This window comes from Candidatus Planktophila lacus, assembly GCF_002287925.1.
In the GTDB taxonomy this organism is placed as follows: Bacteria; Actinomycetota; Actinomycetes; order Nanopelagicales; family Nanopelagicaceae; genus Planktophila; species Planktophila lacus.
Map to the genome: position 1 here is coordinate 516,380 of NZ_CP016769.1, position 16,047 is coordinate 532,426.

Genomic DNA, 16,047 nt, shown 5'->3' on the forward strand with positions numbered 1-16,047 from the left:
TTATGCCCAAGATTTCCACGCAAGATCTAGCCTCGCATCGCGATTGGCGCCGTATTCAATTGATTTCAGCGGCTACTCAGATCGCACTTGAGGAAAGCTCTGCCAGCATTTCAATCGCCGCAGTTGCAGCGCGCGCTGGGCTATCGCGAACTTCGGTCTATGAATACTTTTCTAGCAGCCAAGATCTCGTTGCTGATCTGTTAATTGAAGAGCTAAAGAACTTTGGCGAACTCTTGCGCAGCGCAATCGAAGATGAAAGCGATCCAATCGCAGCGCTAACAATCTGGATTGAAACATCTCTTAACTACGTAGGCGATGGACGACATCTGCTTGCCAAGTCACTTCACGCCACAACTTTGCCGCGCGAGCGAAACGCTGAAATAGGCGCCGCCCACCGTCAGATGCTCGCGCCACTTAGCAAAACTTTTGCTGCCCTTGGCATCACAGATACCGCACGCGCCTTAGCGCAGTTGCAAGCGATTACAGATGTAGCAACCCGCCGCATCGAATCAGGTGCCGCAACGGCGCAAGATGAGATCGCAGTTACAACCGATTTCTATATCGCCGGAATTAAAGCTTTAGCTAACTCTAATTCTTAGATCTTGCTTAAGGGCTAGCCACATTCCTTCTTTAGCTGGCGCTGTAGCAACGATGGTGCAGACCCCTCGCTTTTGAGACTCGATTAGATTTAACTCAACGCGACAGTTCTTACTCAAACTCTTGTAAGTAATTACCTCACCGAAATTGCTTTCAGCAGGCATCGCCTTTGGTTTACCCTTTTTGAGTTCCTTGGTGGCGCGCTCTACTTTCTGGGTGCCAGGTTCGAGGATAAATGGATAGTTTGCAGAACTTGCTGCGAACTTATCGTTGCCGGCAGTTCGGTGAGCAAGTGCGCACTGTCCAGCGCCCTTGAGTGCAGTTAGCGTTCCATTTACGTATGAACATTCTGGAGTCAATGAAGTTAACGTCACTGGCAGACCAGATTGCGCAGTTGCAACAATCTTTGCGCTCTGGCGATAGGCAAGTGCCATCGGAACATTTCGGGTTAGCGGCTTGGTATTTAAAGTAACGGTTACTACATCAGCCGGTAGCAAAGGCGCGGCAGCACCTTCGCGGAAGGTAATTGGAAGGAATAAATCTTCGCTGGTATCTGCAGTTGCAGAACGATCTAGGCGGAAGAAGATTCCGCAAGATGTTTTGGTGCAGTCAACAGCTACGCCGCGCCCGGTAATAGTTGAGGCAACTTTAAATGCGATTGGCCCTGTTGCACTTACTGAACCAACTTCACCTTTAGTGCTGATCCAGAGCTGTAATTCATCGCTGCAGGTTGCAGGACGAGCACCAGCGACTGGGGCGATGCATTGCTGCATATACATTCCGCCCTTGGTCGTAAATTTTGTAAAGCCGCCATTGACGGTGGCACCTGCTGGATCAAGATTTGTTAGCGGGCCGCTCTGGAAGACAAACGTCTCCGCGCTGGCACTCGGCGCCGTGAAGACAGGTATAGCCAGTGCTAATACTGAGATTAAGGTGATCATTTTCTTCATTTCTATTTCCTTTTCTTAAATGTGACTGGAATAAAAAGATCGCGCGATCTATCCCCTTCACGTAGATGATCTGATCTAACTGTTAAAGCGCATTTACTTTTGCGGCAATCGATCTTGCCGATTTTTTCCGAGACTCCAACGTTCTTGGTAAATCTGCCACCGGCGCGGAAAGGTTCTGCCAGATTGGCTGCATAGGGTGGTGCATTTGATGAGATCCAGTAAGAAGCATCGCCGATTCCGGATTTGTTAACGCCACCGCCACACGGAGTCGGAGCAGCACCCGATTTTGGCATTACGCAGTACGCAAGGTAGATACCGACAGTTTCATCAAAACCTTTACCAGTGATGACAATCTGCGCCTGACCATTTTTATCAACCGTTATATCTCGCGCTTGTGCGCTAATTGATTCGCCGAACTGGCCCTTAACCAATTGCGGTTTCTGCGCAGCGTTGCTCGGTGCCACACTAAGTGAGATCAGAAGCAGCGCAGATACGGCTGTTGTGAGAAAAGCCTTTGTGCGCATGAGAAAACCTTACTTTTATCTCGTTACCGTCTTATCCGACAACCCACCTATATCTGTCAGGTAAAAGGCTGAGATGATTTAAGGGTGCTAAAGAATGGTCGATACCGGCATCTGTCAGTGGCTCTGGCCACAGCGCTTTCTTTAACCGCATGTAGTTCCGGTGAAGTTGCTGTGCAAGAGATTAAAAGCGCTGCCGCGATAAGTATCGAAGATGGCGGTACTTCTTCAGCAACGCGCGTAATCGCACTTGCAAACGGATCTGCAGAAATTTTGGTTTCTTTAGGCTTAAAGCCAATCCTTATTGGACGAGATATCGCCAGCACTGAAGAAGTACTTTTAGATATTCCAATCGTTACCTCTGGCCATCAAGTTGTTGCGGAAAATATTTTGAATTTGAACCCAGACTTGGTTCTGATCGACGATGCAACTGGACCGCTCGCTGCAATTAAGACCCTGCGCGAAAATGGAATCAAGATTGTTCAGGTGCGCCAGGCCTGGACGCTCTCGGATATAAATCTAAAGATTGCCGATATTGCAGGGGCTGTTGGAGCAATTCCATCGGGGGCTGCCTTGAGCGAGAAGATCAACCAGTCACTTTCTGAAGTTAAGAAAGCAGATCGAAAAGCACGAATCGCCTTTCTCTATCTCCGCGGCGGAAACTCGATCTATCTCCTTGGAGGGAAAGGTTCAGGAGCAGATTCGCTAATCACGGCGATAAATTCCGTTGATGCCGGCGCAGAGTTTTCGAAAGATCCCTTTACGCCAGTTAGCGCCGAAGTTCTGGCTGAGTTAAACCCAGATGTAATTTTAGTTATGAGCAAAGGTCTGGCATCGGTTGGGGGAGTTGCAGGTTTAAAGGCACTTCCTGGAGTTGCCCAGACAACTGCTGGAAAGAAGGGGCGCATCCTTGCCGTTGATGATTCTCTTTTACTCTCCTTTGGCCCCCGCACACCAGATCTGATTCTTCAGATGGCAGCTTCTGTAGATGAGTTGATGAAATGAAGTTACGTTTCTCGCTAATTGTTATCGCGCTAAATATTGCGGTGGTGGCATCTCTATTGCTCGGTGCAACGCAGGTAGAAAACATCTGGCGTTATCTATTTAACCCCGGCTTTGACAGCGCAAGTACCAACCATTTAATTCTCTGGCAGATTCGAATTCCACGCATTCTGGTTGCGCTCTTAATTGGCGCAGCACTTGGCTTAGCCGGTGCGATCGCACAATCTGCGGCAAATAACCCGTTGGCAGACCCTGCAATCTTAGGAACATCAGCAGGTGCAAGCCTGGGCGTTGTAATTGGCGTTCTCTTAAACCTTGCTGAAGTTGGTTCAGTGTCGGCAGTTCTCTTTGCAACTATTGGAGCGCTGATTGCAACGGCGCTCACTTTTACTTGGGCTCGCTCAGTAGGTGCCTTGATCATTATCGGAATCGGTACCTCGGCGCTCTTTTCCGCAGTTGTTGGGCTACTAATTACCGCCACAAATAATCCAGAGATCCGTTCGATCTCATTCTGGTCGCTCGGTTCATTAGCGTTAGCGACATCAGAGAGCCTTTTGATTCTTACGCCAGTATTTCTGGTCTGCTTCTTCTTCGCCTTTAAAATCGCTCCACAGTTAGATCTACTCTCACTCGGTGATATCTCAGTACGTCACTTAGGACTTTCTGCGAAAGCGATTCGCTTGAAAGCATTCTTGATAATCGGTTCATTGGTTGCAGTCAGCGTGAGTACCGTGGGCTCAATCTCCTTCTTGGCGCTGGCCGCCCCACATATTGCGCGCATTCTCTTTGGTGGAAAGAACCGAATATTGACGATCGCATCTTCGCTAATCGGTGCGCTGATCTTGCTGGTCGGTGACACGATCGCACGCAGCGTTCTTCCCCCATACGAACTACCTATCGGCCTGATTACATCTTTATTGGGTGCACCAATTCTTATCCTGCTAGTGCGAAAGGCGGCGCTGACATGGAAATAATTGAGATCAAAGATCTAACGCTGCAGCGCAATAACCGCGAACTCTTCACGGGGTTAAGCGCCACTATTGCTAAAGGCTCAATTAGCGCAATTATCGGCCCTAATGGTTGCGGCAAGAGTTCGCTGCTCTTGGCTATCACCGGTGACCTAAAGCCAATTAGCGGTTCTATCTTTATCGCGGAAAAGAATTTGCAAGAGTTAAGCGATCTCGAACAATCGCACCTGCGCAGTTTGGCGCTGCAAGAGCGCACCTTCTGGCTACCGATGACTGTTCGCGAAGTACTAGCCTTGGGGCAGAGCGATGAGGCCATGAATCAAATTGAGAAGATAGCGGCCGACTTGGGGCTTACCGAATTGTTGGGGAACTTAGTGACTACGCTTTCTGTCGGACAGGTGCAGCGTGTTGAAATCGCCCGCACCTTGTTGCGCGACTGCCCGATCTACCTTTTTGACGAACCATTTGCGGCACAGGATCTGGCAAGTAAAGAGAAGTTAATTGAAATCTTTAAGCAACAGCGCAGCGCAGGAAAGACCGTCATTCTGGTCGCACATAGTGAAGTTGAAAAACTATCTTGGTGTGATCAGATAATCCAACTGGGCTCTTAAATCGCGCCAAGATTTTGCAAAGCTGGGGTGTAGCGGCAAGCGAGTTACATCATCAAATAAAACCCAACGCACTTCATGTGATTCATCATTTAACTCGTGCGCCACAAGTTCGCTCGTTGCCTCAGCGATAACGGTGTCATAAGACCAGTTACCGTGGTTATCGTTATGGGTTTGGCGCGGGGTTAACTGCTGTGGATCAATACCGGTCTCTTCTACCGCTTCGCGAATTGCGCCATCAATAACGCTCTCGTGTGAATCACGCGCACCGCCTGGGATTCCCCAAGTGTCTCCGTTATGAACCCAGGGTGCGCGGTGCTGTAACAAGATTGCGCCATCGCGATAGATAAGTAAACCTGCTGCGCCATGCAAGCCCCAATGTTTAGAGCCGCAACTGCACTCGACCCAACCATCTCCATCGCGCGCAGCCATGTTCCTACCTTTCCATATGAGCCGTTAACTATCCACATGGAGTAGGTGCGGGGCGTTTTTTATCAGTTGCAAGATCTATCTTCCCGCAGATGAAGCTCCCATTAATTCTGATTACAGCGTTGGTAATTTCTCTACAAACTCTCACTTCGCACGCAGCAGATTGCGTCAAAGCCTGTGTTGATGTCTATACCCAAGATGGGCAATTGGTTATTGAAGCGAGAAAGGGAAGTGGCCCAAGTTCGGGCAAGGTGACCAAACCCAAAGTTGTTAAGCCAAAGGTTGTTGCTAAGCCTAAAGTTGTAGCCAAACCTAAGCCGGTTGTAAAGCCTAAAGTTGCTGCACCGGTTAAGAAAGCACCAGCGAAACCTGTAAAGAAACCAGTTAAAAAAGCGGCACCGAAAGTAGTCGCAGCAACTTCACTCAGTGATCGCTTAAGTAAATCACTTCCCACCGGCGGCATTTCATATCAGCCAAATTTCAAACCGCTAATTCACACTCCGGTCTATTTCTGGAATGACTTGCCATCGGTCTTCCGCACCCAAGTTAATTTAATTGGCGAAACCATCGATGTGGTTCTGCGCCCTTCATATTTGTGGTCCTTCGGTGATGGTTCATTTCTTGCGACAACCGATCCAGGTGGTCCATTTCCCGAAGGCAAGATCACACATATTTATTCACAGCCCGGCATTTATCCGGTGCTTTTAACAACAACTTGGAGCGGCAGTTTTTCTCACAATGCCGTAGAACGCGCCATTACTGGCCAGATCAAAAAAGTTTCAGCGCTGACCATCACCGTGGTGGCAGCTCCAACCCGCTTTATGAATTGAGAGAGATGACTACGCTTACATCACCACATGACCTACTTGCCGCAATTCCCTTTCTAATTGGTTACCACCCTGAAGATTCATTGGTTGTAGTTTCAATTAAAGATAACACCGTTGGAATGGCGATGCGGATTGATTATCCAGTTGATATTCCCGAAGGTGCTTACGACTTATTGGCTTCACATCTACAGCGAGATTTGGCAACTGGGGCGCTGTTAGTTGCTTATGTTCCAAGCGATCGCAGCGATGGGGAAGTTGTTCTTGCCGATACAAGGGCGGCGTTAACCCGAATTAGTATTGCTACTGATGAATCTCTGCTTATCCAAGGCGGGCGTTATCGCTCTGTTCTATGTCAGGATCAAGGTTGTTGCCCTGCTGAAGGAAACTTAATTCCCGAGATCGATGGTTCGCGTATTGCCGTTGAACATGTTGTTGCAGGTCGTGCGATGCCCTTTGCCAATCTGCAAGCACTCACCGATTCAATTTCATCGTTGCCGGTAGCAACCGAGGCTAAATGGTGCGAATTAGTGGACAGTTTTCTAATTCCCAAAGCTATGGATAACTTGCCGAAGTTACAACGCGATGGCGCAACTGCGGTAATTGATTTAGCAGGTGAATTTGCCAGTGGACGCATTGGCCAAGATCTCGAACTAACCGCGCGGGTTATCGGTCGGTTAAGCGATATCCAGGTGCGCGATTTTGCACTTGGCAGCCATGATGAAGAGAACGTTGATACCTACTTTCAGATGTGGCGCCACTTAATGCGGATCGCACCAAAGGGATATGTGGCACCGATTGCATCTCTGTGTGCCGCGCTGGCATATGAAAGCGGTGATGGCGCACTTGCCCACCGCGCGCTAGATCGCGCCCTCGAAGATGCCAATGGTTATTCCCTGGCGCTCTTATTGCGACGCGTCTTTACAGCAGGTTGGCCGCCGGCATCCTTTGCGGCGATGCGCAGAGAACTACATCCCAAAGTCTGCGCTGGAATTTTTGGTGAAGATCTACCGCCCGGATTCGGGCTTTAACAATTACTTTGTTGGAAAGAAGCTATCTAATTGAGCAAAGACTTTAGGGGATGCAGCAATTATCTTGCCGCCCAGGTGCAGTCCATTGTCAGCGATAAAGTCATTAACTCTTCCGCCTGCTTCAGAGACCAATAAAAGAGCAGCTAAGCAATCCCAAGAGTTGATGTGATATTCGATGTAACCAATGAGTGCGCCACTTGCCACATAACAAATACCAAGTGCTCCTGAACCATTTCGGTGGTACATGCCACCGTTTTCAAGCAGGCCTTTCATCATATGAATCAACTGCGCTGGGGAAGTGCGGTTGGAGTAACCAACGCTAACGATGCCATCGTTTAGAGTCTGGGCATCGCGCACTTGAATTCTCTTGCCGTTTAACGTTGCGCCTTTGCCTTTTTGGGCGATGAAGAATTCATTACCTGCAGGGCTATAAACCAAGCCGATTTCAATTTGAGATTGACTTACAAAGGCGATCGAAACACACCAACTAGTCATCCCCATCAAAAATGGCTGCGTGCCATCAATTGGATCAACTACCCAGATACCTTCTGCGCCTTCAATTCCAGTTGGCCCGGTTTCCTCACCAAAGAATGCATCATCTGGGAAACGTTCCTTGATAGCACTTTTGATCAAAACTTCAGTGTTGTAATCGGCTTCGCTAACAAAATCCTGCAGCCCTTTGCTCTTAACTTCTAGAGTTTCCAGCGATTTCCAATATGTCATGGCTAGATCACCGGCGCGAAGAATTAGCTCTTTGCCGAATTCAAAGCGCTGATCAATATCTACTTGCGAAAGGCTCATCTGGAGAGTCTAATACCCGTCTTTATTGCCATAACCAGGCAGCGCCGCGAACACCACTTGAATCTCCATGTTTTGAGCGAACAATTGGTGTGGCAAAGACTGGCGAAAATGTGTACTGACCAATTTTTCCTGGAAGATCGCGATACAACTCATCGATATTGCTCATTCCGCCACCCATGACAAAAACATCTGGATCCAATGTATTTACAACTACTGAAAGTCCGCGTCCAACGCGGTCAATCCAACTTTCATAATTTGCGATAGCAATTGTCTCTCCACCGCGTGCACGTTCCATAATCTCTGAAGGCTTTAGATCTGCGCCACCGCGCCTTTGATAATCTCTGGAGAAGCTATATCCCGAGATCCAAGTTTCCATACATCCCTTTTTGCCACAGTAACAATCTTCTCCAGGAAGTTCATCGGCGGTAGCAAATGGCAGCGGGTTATGTCCCCAATCACCAGCGCTGTTATTAGGGCCGTGATGTGCGCGCATATTTACCGCAACACCTGCTCCTGCACCGCTAGCGATAATTACTCCGAAGACAACTGCGTAACCTGCACCGGCTCCATCACGGGCTTCAGATGATGCAAAACAATCGGCGTCGTTTACAACGCGAAGTGGTCGTCCAATTACTTTGTTCAAATCTGCTTCAACGGGCTGGCCGTTTATCCAGGTTGAACTTCCGCCTTTACCTAAACGACTAATTGGTTCAAGAGATCCCGGAATTCCAATTCCGATTGAACCGCGCTGACCGGTCTTCTCCTCGATCTCCACGATTAATTCGGCAATCGTCCTTAAGCAAGCCTGATAGTCACCGCGCGGAGTATCGCGCCTGATGCGCATTAGTTCGGTGCCATCGGGTTCTAGGGCAACGATTTCAATCTTGGTTCCGCCCCAGTCAACCCCGATCAACATAGTTCTAGAGTAAGTCAGATAGAGAATGCGCGAAAGACCCACGTGGTTTTTTGGGTTAGAATTTGGACAGGTCACGAGTTCTAATCGATAGCCCCGGCTGATTAGACGGCAACCCTCCACCGCGGTGGGGTGCTCCGGGTGACGACCAGGTTTGCATCACACGATGTGAGCAAGTGCGTGAAGGAATTAAATGTCGAACTCGATTACTACAGCAGTTACAGGTGCATGGCTGGAAAGCCATGATCCCGGCGATCGCAAATTTGTAAAGATCGGCTTTCTCTTACTTGAAAGCGGCGAGACGCTGCCCGATATCACGATTGCTTATCAAACTTGGGGCACGTTAAGCGCTGCAAAAGATAATGCGATTTTAATTAACCATGCGATGACTGGTTGGTCTGATGTAACTAGTTGGTGGCCAAATATGGTCGGCCCAGGTCTTCCTTTTGATACCGATAAATATTTCATCGTCTGCCCTAATGTGATTGGCGGATGTCAGGGAAGTACAGGTCCATCGAGTATTGCTCCTGATGGCAAACGTTACGGCTCACGTTTTCCAGTTGTGACAGTGCGTGATATGGCCGCGGCCGAACTTTTATTTAGCGATGCCATCGGCATAAAGAAATATCGTTTGGCTGTAGGTCCATCCCTTGGCGGAATGCGCTCGCTGGAATGGGCGATTGAATATCCAGACCGCGTCGGTGCTATTTGCACGATCGGTTCATCAGCAGTTGCAACCGGCGATCAGATCGGCGGATTCTCAGTGCAGATCCGCGCAATCAAGAGCGATCCAAATTTCAACGGCGGCGATTATTACGAGCAAGCAAGGGGCCCAATCGAAGGCTTGGGTATCGCCCGACGCATCGCGCATCTGACTTATCGCACCGAATCTGAGATGGATGTGCGCTTTGGTGGCCAGATGCAGGGCGATGACACCGGGCGCTATGCCGTTGAGTCATACCTTGATCATCAGGCGGTTAAATTGGCCAAGCGCTTTGATGCCAATACCTATATCTCGCTAACTTCAGCGATGGCATCCCATGATGTGGGCCGCGATCGCGGGGGAGTCGTGGCTGCGCTGGAATCGATCAAGATTCCGGTCGTTGTGGTCTCAATTGATACCGATCGCCTATTCCCACCTCGACTTCAGGTTGAGATTGCCGAGCTCGTTCCTAAGGCGCAACCGCTAATTACTATCTCATCGGACTTCGGACACGATGGCTTTTTGGTCGAATCTGAGTCAGTTGGCGCCGCAATCGGCCAAGCGCTGAGTATAATATAGCCATCGCTTCGAGCAGTTCGAAACAAAGGTTTCGAAGATAGTTCGAAAAACCAAAGGACAATTGTGGCTGTATTTAGTGCGCTCAAAAACAAGGCAAAGTCAGCAAAGGCAGCGAAAAATGCTCCTGCCAAGAAAGCTGTTGCTAAGAAAGCACCTGCAAAAAAGGTAGCCGCCAAGAAGGCACCTGTTAAGAAAGCGTCAGCGAAGAAGGTCGCAGCGAAGCCTGTTAAGAAGGCCGTCGTTAAGCCAGTTAAGCCAGTAAAGGTTGCGCTGAAGAAAGATTTATCTGCCAAAGAAGTTCAACAACTTGTAAATTTGAAGAACGACGTCGCTCGCCACAAAGAGATCGTCGAAACACTTGCTGCCAGCGGTATCGATAACTATCGCAAAGCGGTTAAGAAAGAATTTTTGGCGCTCGCCCAAGAAGCGCGCCACCTTGATGAAGTTATTGCAACTGACTCTGAGAAAGCACGCAAAGCAGGACTCGGAACATCTGCGCGAATTCTCTCTAAAGCCCAACTCGCACTAATTGCGCCACCTCCAGCACCTGTTGCTCCAAAGAGCGAAGGTAAAGCCGGCAAGGCTGCGGTGGTTCTAGATGATGAAGGTAACGAAATCGTCGTTGAAGAAATTGAACTTGAAGATGTCGAAACTCTTATCGCTGAAGTCGCTGAAATCATCGACACAGAAGCAGAAGATAAATCTAATCAGCCACGCGTTGTAAACCTGGCTGAAGAAGCATCTGGAAACGAAGAAAATGCCTTCACCCTAAAGGCCTCTGAAGAAGATGATGCACCTGCGCAGACAGTTATGACTGCTGGTGCAACCGCTGACCCAGTAAAGGATTACCTAAAGCAGATCGGCCGCGTAGCACTCCTTAACGCTGAGCTCGAAGTAGAGCTAGCAACGCGTATTGAAGCCGGCCTCTTTGCCGAAGAGAAGATTAAAGAAGATAAGAAGATGGAGAAGAAGTTCAAGCGCGAACTTGAATGGATCGTTGAAGATGGCAAACGCGCTAAGAACCACTTGCTTGAAGCAAACCTTCGTCTCGTTGTATCTCTTGCAAAGCGTTACACCGGTCGCGGCATGTTGTTCCTTGATCTAATTCAAGAAGGAAACCTCGGCCTTATCCGCGCAGTTGAAAAGTTCGACTACACAAAGGGTTACAAGTTCTCTACCTATGCAACTTGGTGGATCCGTCAGGCGATTACTCGCGCGATGGCAGACCAGGCTCGCACAATCCGTATTCCAGTTCACATGGTTGAAGTCATCAACAAGTTGGCTCGCGTTCAGCGCCAGATGTTGCAAGACCTCGGCCGCGAACCGACTCCAGAAGAGCTCGCTAAAGAACTTGATATGACACCTGAAAAAGTTGTTGAAGTTCAGAAGTACGGCCGCGAACCAATCTCACTTCACACACCACTTGGTGAAGAAGGAGATTCTGAGTTCGGAGATCTCATTGAAGACTCTGAAGCGGTTAAGCCTGAAGAATCTGTAACTTTCACAATCTTGCAAGAACAGTTGATGCAGGTCCTTGGCGGCCTCACCAACCGTGAAGCAGATGTAATCAAGGCTCGTTACGGACTTACAGATGGTCAGCCAAAGACACTTGATGAGATCGGCAAGGTTCACGGGGTAACTCGCGAACGTATCCGTCAGATCGAATCTAAGACTATGTCGAAGTTGCGCCACCCATCACGTTCGCAATCACTTCGCGATTATCTAGATTAAAACTAGATTAAAAAGAAATCGAGTTCTAACGTGGATAAGCCAAAGGTTTTCATAAACCCCAAAAGTGGTTCTATCCGCATAACCGGTGAAGTTGAAATGGTCGATGCCGATGGCAACGTTCTGGAGACTTTAGAAAATCCAAAGTTCTGCGGATGTGGCCAATCAAAAGAAAAACCCTTCTGCGACGGATCGCACAAGGGTCTTCTTAAAAAAGATTAATTAGTTCTTAGATTCAACCAAGCGCTCTGATTCGTCTTGGATTGCAACTGCCACAGCCTTTAGCTTTTCAGCGTATTCCTTGCCGTGATGTGCACAGAACATTAGTTCGCCACCTGTTGCGAGGGTTGCTCGCACATATGCCTGAGCGCCGCAACGATCGCAACGATCAAGTGCATTAAGAGGTGTGGATTCGAGGATTACTTGCTCGGTCATCGCGCTCTCCGTTCATTTAGGTGGGAAGTGGTACTTCTTATGGAACATCAAACCATGTCTCTTTATTCCCCGCAGGAAATAAATGGAGGAATATTGTTACTTTTGCGTTGCAATTCACAGACTTTTCCGATTTTTCGCCCGAAAGAAGGAAATTACCAATATTTGAGACTATTACGGCGCGTTAACGCAAGATCCTTGCAACTACGCCGATAACCTTTGCCTCCGTGGCCGCCAAGAATTCTAAAGATGCTGGAGATCAACTCGATCTCACTGCTCTAGGCGACGCCGAAGATTCCTATACCGCCAAAGACCTGGCAGTCCTTGAAGGACTTGATGCGGTTCGTAAACGCCCAGGTATGTATATCGGTTCAACCGATTCACGCGGGCTCATGCACTGTCTCTGGGAAATTATCGATAACTCCGTAGATGAATCACTTGCAGGTCATTGCAAGAAGATTGAAATTAATTTAGAGGCCGATGGTTCCATTGAAGTCCATGATGATGGTCGCGGTATTCCAGTTGATAAAGAACCAAAGACTGGATTAACTGGAGTTGAAGTTGTTCTTACAAAGCTGCACGCAGGTGGAAAGTTCGGCGGCGGTTCATACGCTGCATCTGGCGGATTGCACGGTGTTGGTGCATCAGTTGTAAACGCACTTGCCGAACGTCTTGATGCAGAAGTAGATCGCAATGGCAAAATTTACTGGATGTCATTTAAGCGCGGCGTTGCCGGCATCTTCGATGGCGAAGGCCCAAAGGCAGAGTTCACTCCACAATCAGGACTTCGCACAATCGGAAAAGTTTCCGCAAAAGTTACTGGTACCCGTATTAAGTGGTGGGCAGATCGTCAGATCTTCTTAAAGGAAGCATCCCTTGATATCGAAGAAATTTACGCTCGCGCACGTCAGACCTCATTCTTAGTTCCAGGATTAACGCTGATCGTCAATGACAATCGCACCAAAGCTGTCACAACTCAAACTTTCTATCACAAGGGTGGTATTTCTGAGTTCTGCGAATTCTTACAACCAGATCAACCAGTAGGCGAAGTAATCCGCATCTACGGCACCGGCCATTATCAAGAGACTGTTCCAGTCCTTGACGATAAAGGCCACATGGTTTCAACTGAAGTAGAACGCGATATGGAAGTAGATATTGCGATGAAGTGGGGCGATGGCTTTGATGCCACCGTTCACTCCTTCGTAAACATTATTTCGACGCCAAAGGGTGGAACCCACGTTCAAGGTTTCGAGCGAGCGATCACCAAAGCATTTAACGAATCCCTTCGCAGCACTGGCACTCTGAAGAAGAACGAAGCCGATGTTATTAAAGATGACATCATGGAAGGCCTCACCGCTGTCATTACAGTGCGTATGTCTGAACCACAGTTTGAAGGACAGACCAAGGAAGTTCTCGGCACAGCGGCTGCAACACGAATCGTCTCTGCAGTAGTTGCCGACAAGATGAAAGAGTTCTTCAACACAACTCGTCGTATCGATAAGGCCAACGGCCGTTTGATTCTCGAGAAAGTTGCTGCTGCATCACGTACTCGTATTTCTGCACGTACTCACAAGGACCTGCAACGTCGTAAGAACGCCCTCGAATCATCTGCGCTTCCAACCAAGCTCTCTGATTGCCGTTCTGAAGATGTAACTCGCACCGAACTTTTGATCGTAGAAGGTGACTCAGCACTTGGTACCACCAAGGCAGCGCGTAACTCTGAATTCCAAGCGATCCTGCCTATTCGCGGCAAGATCCTTAACGTACAAAAGGCATCGCTTTCACAAATGCTAGATAACTCCGAATGCGCATCAATCATTCAGGTAATCGGCGCCGGTTCTGGAAAATCATTTGAACTAGCCGATGCGCGCTACGGCCGCATCATCTTGATGTCCGATGCGGACGTTGATGGTGCGCATATTCGCTGCTTGCTCTTAACTCTTCTCTATCGCTATATGAAGCCGATGATCGATGACGGTCGCGTCTTTGCAGCGATTCCACCACTTCACCGCATCGAGCTAATGGGTAGCGGCGGCAAAAAGGGTGAGTATATCTACACATATTCAGATGATGAGATGAAGAAGTTAACTGCTGAGTTTAAAAAGGCTGGCAAAAAGTGGAAAGAACCAATCCAGCGCTATAAAGGTTTGGGTGAAATGGATGCTGATCAGCTCCGTGAAACCACTATGGACCCAGCGGCGCGCACCCTACGCCGCATAACAATTAAAGATGCCGCAGCAGCGGAGGCGATGTTCGAGCTTCTAATGGGTAACGATGTAGCCCCACGTAAAGAATTTATCTCAACGGCTGAAATCGATCGCGATCGGATCGACGCTTAACTTATTTAACTTTAATCAGGTTCTAATCAATAGAAACTAGATCGAAGTATTCATCTTTCCAAATATCTTCATCGCCATCAGGCAGCAAGATCACGCGCTCTGGCTTTAGGGCCTGAACGGCGCCTTCGTCGTGAGAGACCATGATTACTGCCCCTTGATATTCACCAAGTGCGCCCAAGATCTCTTCACGAGATGCGGGATCTAAGTTGTTTGTTGGCTCATCTAGCAAAAGAACGTTTGCGGCAGATACAACAAGAGTTGCGAGTGCTAAACGAGTTCTTTCGCCACCAGATAAGACCTTCACTGGCTTATGAACATCATCGCCAACGAATAAGAATGAACCAAGAACGTTACGGGCTTCTGGTTCGCGCAAGTCATCCTTGGAAGACATCATGTTTTCCAGAATTGTGCGATCAAAGTCGAGCATTTCATGTTCCTGGGCGTAGTAACCAAGTTTTAAGCCATGGCCATGTTCAACTTTTCCAGTATCGGATTCGAGTTGATTGGCAAGGATCTTTAGAAGAGTAGTTTTTCCAGCACCGTTAAGTCCCAAGATAACAACGCGTGAGCCCTTATCGATAACACAGGAAACGTCGGTAAAGATTTCAAGTGATCCGTAGTTCTTAGAGAGCTCTTCACCGGATAGGGGAGTCTTTCCGCAAGGTGCTGGTGTTGGGAAGCGAAGTTTGGCGACCTTATCCTTAACGCGAACGTCATCGAGTGAGGAACGAAGTTTCTCAGCGCGACGTAACATGCCTTGAGCGGCAGTTGCCTTAGAAGCCTTAGCGCGCATCTTCTCGCCCTGCTTCTGCAAGATTTCAGCTTTCTTTTCGGCGTTGGCACGCTCTTTCTTGCGGCGATGTTCATCTTGCTCGCGCTGCAAGAGGTATTGCTTCCAGCCCAAGTTATAAACATCGATCACGTTACGGTTGCCATCGATATAGAAGACCTTATTTACAACTTGTTCGATCAAGTTAACATCGTGAGAGATGATGACAAGTCCGCCTGAATAAGTGCTGAGGTAGTTGCGAAGCCAGATGATTGAGTCAGCATCTAAGTGGTTCGTTGGCTCATCCAGAAGCAGAGTTTCTGCGCCCGAGAACAAGATACGTGCAAGTTCGATACGACGGCGCTGACCACCAGATAGTGTGTCTAGTTGATTGCCAAAGACTGCTTCAGATACGCCAAGTGAAGTTGCGATCGCTTCTGCTTCAGATGTTGCGGCATAACCACCGGCTGCTTGGAACTCGGCATCGACGCGTGAGTAACGCTCCATCGCCTTTTCGAGTGCTTCACCTTCAGTTGTTGCCATCTCTTCTTCAACTTGGGTCATACGCGCTGCGATCTGATCTAATCCGCGCGCCGATAAAATTCTTTCAATAACAGTGCCTTGATCTTCACCAGTGCGGGGATCTTGTGGCAGATAACCGATCTTGCCGGTGCGTTGTACTGCGCCACCTGCGGGGAGTGTTTCACCAGCAAGTACCTTGGCGAGCGTAGATTTTCCTGCGCCATTGCGGCCAACGAATCCGATGCGATCTCCGTGGTTGATGCGAACATTTACTCCTGAGACCAGAAGTCGCGCACCTGCGCGTAGTTCAAGAGCACTTGTAGAGATCATT

Annotated in this window: 17 protein-coding genes and 1 riboswitch; of the genes, 10 read left to right on the plus strand and 7 right to left on the minus strand. The window is 48.6% G+C overall.

Translation table 11 applies throughout. The features are described from left to right. Window positions 1-2: 2 nt before the first annotated feature. On the plus strand, window positions 3-599 hold the full coding sequence (locus tag A1s21148_RS02615; protein WP_095670925.1) for a TetR/AcrR family transcriptional regulator: 597 nt from the start codon (window positions 3-5) through the stop codon (window positions 597-599). On the opposite strand, the gene A1s21148_RS02620 is transcribed toward A1s21148_RS02615, so the two are convergent. Both A1s21148_RS02620 and A1s21148_RS02625 read right to left on the minus strand, forming a co-directional pair. After that, the gene (locus A1s21148_RS02620) at window positions 579-1,547 is read right to left on the minus strand and encodes a hypothetical protein (protein WP_095670926.1); all 969 of its coding nucleotides are present in this window, start codon (window positions 1,545-1,547) and stop codon (window positions 579-581) included. The two genes, A1s21148_RS02615 and A1s21148_RS02620, sit on opposite strands and share 21 nt — an antisense overlap. Window positions 1,548-1,549: 2 nt before the next feature. Beyond that, window positions 1,550-2,071, minus strand: a complete 522-nt coding sequence (locus A1s21148_RS02625) for a hypothetical protein (protein ID WP_095670927.1) — start codon at window positions 2,069-2,071, stop codon at window positions 1,550-1,552. A 117-nt stretch (window positions 2,072-2,188) separates the two neighbouring features. Here A1s21148_RS02625 and A1s21148_RS02630 point away from each other — a divergent pair, with 117 nt between their 5' ends. The 3 genes from A1s21148_RS02630 to A1s21148_RS02640 are packed head-to-tail and all read left to right on the plus strand — an operon-like array spanning window position 2,189 to window position 4,649. Further along, window positions 2,189-3,073: a heme/hemin ABC transporter substrate-binding protein gene (locus tag A1s21148_RS02630; protein WP_190276911.1), complete on the plus strand. Its 885-nt coding sequence runs from the start codon at window positions 2,189-2,191 to the stop codon at window positions 3,071-3,073. After that, on the plus strand, window positions 3,070-4,044 hold the full coding sequence (locus tag A1s21148_RS02635; RefSeq protein ID WP_095670929.1) for a FecCD family ABC transporter permease: 975 nt from the start codon (window positions 3,070-3,072) through the stop codon (window positions 4,042-4,044). The genes A1s21148_RS02630 and A1s21148_RS02635 overlap by 4 nt, the downstream gene beginning before the upstream one ends. Further along, the gene (locus A1s21148_RS02640) at window positions 4,035-4,649 is read left to right on the plus strand and encodes an ABC transporter ATP-binding protein (protein ID WP_095670930.1); all 615 of its coding nucleotides are present in this window, start codon (window positions 4,035-4,037) and stop codon (window positions 4,647-4,649) included. The genes A1s21148_RS02635 and A1s21148_RS02640 overlap by 10 nt, the downstream gene beginning before the upstream one ends. On the opposite strand, the gene A1s21148_RS02645 is transcribed toward A1s21148_RS02640, so the two are convergent. Beyond that, on the minus strand, window positions 4,611-5,078 hold the full coding sequence (locus A1s21148_RS02645) for an NUDIX hydrolase (protein WP_095670931.1): 468 nt from the start codon (window positions 5,076-5,078) through the stop codon (window positions 4,611-4,613). The genes A1s21148_RS02640 and A1s21148_RS02645 overlap by 39 nt on opposite strands. A gap of 89 nt (window positions 5,079-5,167) precedes the next feature. On the opposite strand from A1s21148_RS02645, the gene A1s21148_RS02650 reads away from it, so the two are divergent. Both A1s21148_RS02650 and A1s21148_RS02655 read left to right on the plus strand, forming a co-directional pair. Then, the gene (locus A1s21148_RS02650) at window positions 5,168-5,905 is read left to right on the plus strand and encodes a PKD domain-containing protein (protein ID WP_095670932.1); all 738 of its coding nucleotides are present in this window, start codon (window positions 5,168-5,170) and stop codon (window positions 5,903-5,905) included. Between the two features lie 5 nt (window positions 5,906-5,910). Next, window positions 5,911-6,930 carry a DUF4192 domain-containing protein gene (locus tag A1s21148_RS02655; RefSeq protein WP_095670933.1) on the plus strand — a complete coding sequence of 340 codons (1,020 nt, stop codon included), beginning with the start codon at window positions 5,911-5,913 and terminating at the stop codon, window positions 6,928-6,930. Between the two features lie 3 nt (window positions 6,931-6,933). On the opposite strand, the gene A1s21148_RS02660 is transcribed toward A1s21148_RS02655, so the two are convergent. Further along, window positions 6,934-7,731: an inositol monophosphatase family protein gene (locus A1s21148_RS02660; protein ID WP_095670934.1), complete on the minus strand. Its 798-nt coding sequence runs from the start codon at window positions 7,729-7,731 to the stop codon at window positions 6,934-6,936. A gap of 22 nt (window positions 7,732-7,753) precedes the next feature. Next, the gene (locus A1s21148_RS02665; RefSeq protein ID WP_095670935.1) at window positions 7,754-8,647 is read right to left on the minus strand and encodes an ROK family protein; all 894 of its coding nucleotides are present in this window, start codon (window positions 8,645-8,647) and stop codon (window positions 7,754-7,756) included. Window positions 8,648-8,716: 69 nt separating this feature from the next. Next, window positions 8,717-8,829: riboswitch (SAM riboswitch) on the plus strand. An 8-nt stretch (window positions 8,830-8,837) separates the two neighbouring features. Between A1s21148_RS02665 and metX the strand changes: the two genes are divergently transcribed. The 3 genes from metX to A1s21148_RS02680 all read left to right on the plus strand — a co-directional run bounded on the left by metX (window position 8,838) and on the right by A1s21148_RS02680 (window position 11,876). Continuing rightward, window positions 8,838-9,926, plus strand: a complete 1,089-nt coding sequence (metX, locus tag A1s21148_RS02670; protein WP_095670936.1) for a homoserine O-acetyltransferase MetX — start codon at window positions 8,838-8,840, stop codon at window positions 9,924-9,926. Between the two features lie 63 nt (window positions 9,927-9,989). Continuing rightward, window positions 9,990-11,657, plus strand: a complete 1,668-nt coding sequence (locus A1s21148_RS02675; protein ID WP_095670937.1) for an RNA polymerase sigma factor — start codon at window positions 9,990-9,992, stop codon at window positions 11,655-11,657. Window positions 11,658-11,687: 30 nt separating this feature from the next. Beyond that, entirely contained in the window at window positions 11,688-11,876 is a 189-nt protein-coding gene (locus tag A1s21148_RS02680; protein WP_095670938.1) for a CDGSH iron-sulfur domain-containing protein, read from the plus strand. Here the strand turns inward: A1s21148_RS02680 and A1s21148_RS02685 are convergent, their stop codons facing one another. Further along, window positions 11,877-12,089: a DUF7455 domain-containing protein gene (locus A1s21148_RS02685; RefSeq protein WP_095527495.1), complete on the minus strand. Its 213-nt coding sequence runs from the start codon at window positions 12,087-12,089 to the stop codon at window positions 11,877-11,879. Between the two features lie 224 nt (window positions 12,090-12,313). Between A1s21148_RS02685 and A1s21148_RS02690 the strand changes: the two genes are divergently transcribed. Beyond that, a complete protein-coding gene (locus A1s21148_RS02690) occupies window positions 12,314-14,425 on the plus strand; it encodes a DNA gyrase/topoisomerase IV subunit B (protein WP_223298715.1) in 2,112 nt (703 codons plus the stop codon). A 22-nt stretch (window positions 14,426-14,447) separates the two neighbouring features. Here A1s21148_RS02690 and abc-f read toward each other — a convergent pair whose 3' ends face one another. After that, window positions 14,448-16,046 (minus strand): ribosomal protection-like ABC-F family protein, encoded by a 1,599-nt coding sequence (gene abc-f / locus A1s21148_RS02695; RefSeq protein ID WP_095670940.1) that lies wholly within the window; start codon window positions 16,044-16,046, stop codon window positions 14,448-14,450. Between the last annotated feature and the right edge of the window lies 1 nt (window position 16,047).

Excerpts from the sequence above, each read along its gene's own strand:
- A1s21148_RS02665 (WP_095670935.1), bottom strand. The coding sequence starts at position 8,647 with ATGTTGATCGGGGTTGACTGGGGCGGAACCAAGATTGAAATCGTTGCC.
- A1s21148_RS02635 (WP_095670929.1), top strand. The coding sequence starts at position 3,070 with ATGAAGTTACGTTTCTCGCTAATTGTTATCGCGCTAAATATTGCGGTG.
- metX (WP_095670936.1), top strand. The coding sequence starts at position 8,838 with ATGTCGAACTCGATTACTACAGCAGTTACAGGTGCATGGCTGGAAAGC.
- A1s21148_RS02655 (WP_095670933.1), top strand. The coding sequence starts at position 5,911 with ATGACTACGCTTACATCACCACATGACCTACTTGCCGCAATTCCCTTT.
- A1s21148_RS02650 (WP_095670932.1), top strand. The coding sequence starts at position 5,168 with ATGAAGCTCCCATTAATTCTGATTACAGCGTTGGTAATTTCTCTACAA.
- A1s21148_RS02615 (WP_095670925.1), top strand. The coding sequence starts at position 3 with ATGCCCAAGATTTCCACGCAAGATCTAGCCTCGCATCGCGATTGGCGC.
- A1s21148_RS02685 (WP_095527495.1), bottom strand. The coding sequence starts at position 12,089 with ATGACCGAGCAAGTAATCCTCGAATCCACACCTCTTAATGCACTTGAT.
- A1s21148_RS02660 (WP_095670934.1), bottom strand. The coding sequence starts at position 7,731 with ATGAGCCTTTCGCAAGTAGATATTGATCAGCGCTTTGAATTCGGCAAA.
- A1s21148_RS02625 (WP_095670927.1), bottom strand. The coding sequence starts at position 2,071 with ATGCGCACAAAGGCTTTTCTCACAACAGCCGTATCTGCGCTGCTTCTG.
- A1s21148_RS02640 (WP_095670930.1), top strand. The coding sequence starts at position 4,035 with ATGGAAATAATTGAGATCAAAGATCTAACGCTGCAGCGCAATAACCGC.
- abc-f (WP_095670940.1), bottom strand. The coding sequence starts at position 16,046 with ATGATCTCTACAAGTGCTCTTGAACTACGCGCAGGTGCGCGACTTCTG.
- A1s21148_RS02645 (WP_095670931.1), bottom strand. The coding sequence starts at position 5,078 with ATGGCTGCGCGCGATGGAGATGGTTGGGTCGAGTGCAGTTGCGGCTCT.
- A1s21148_RS02620 (WP_095670926.1), bottom strand. The coding sequence starts at position 1,547 with ATGAAGAAAATGATCACCTTAATCTCAGTATTAGCACTGGCTATACCT.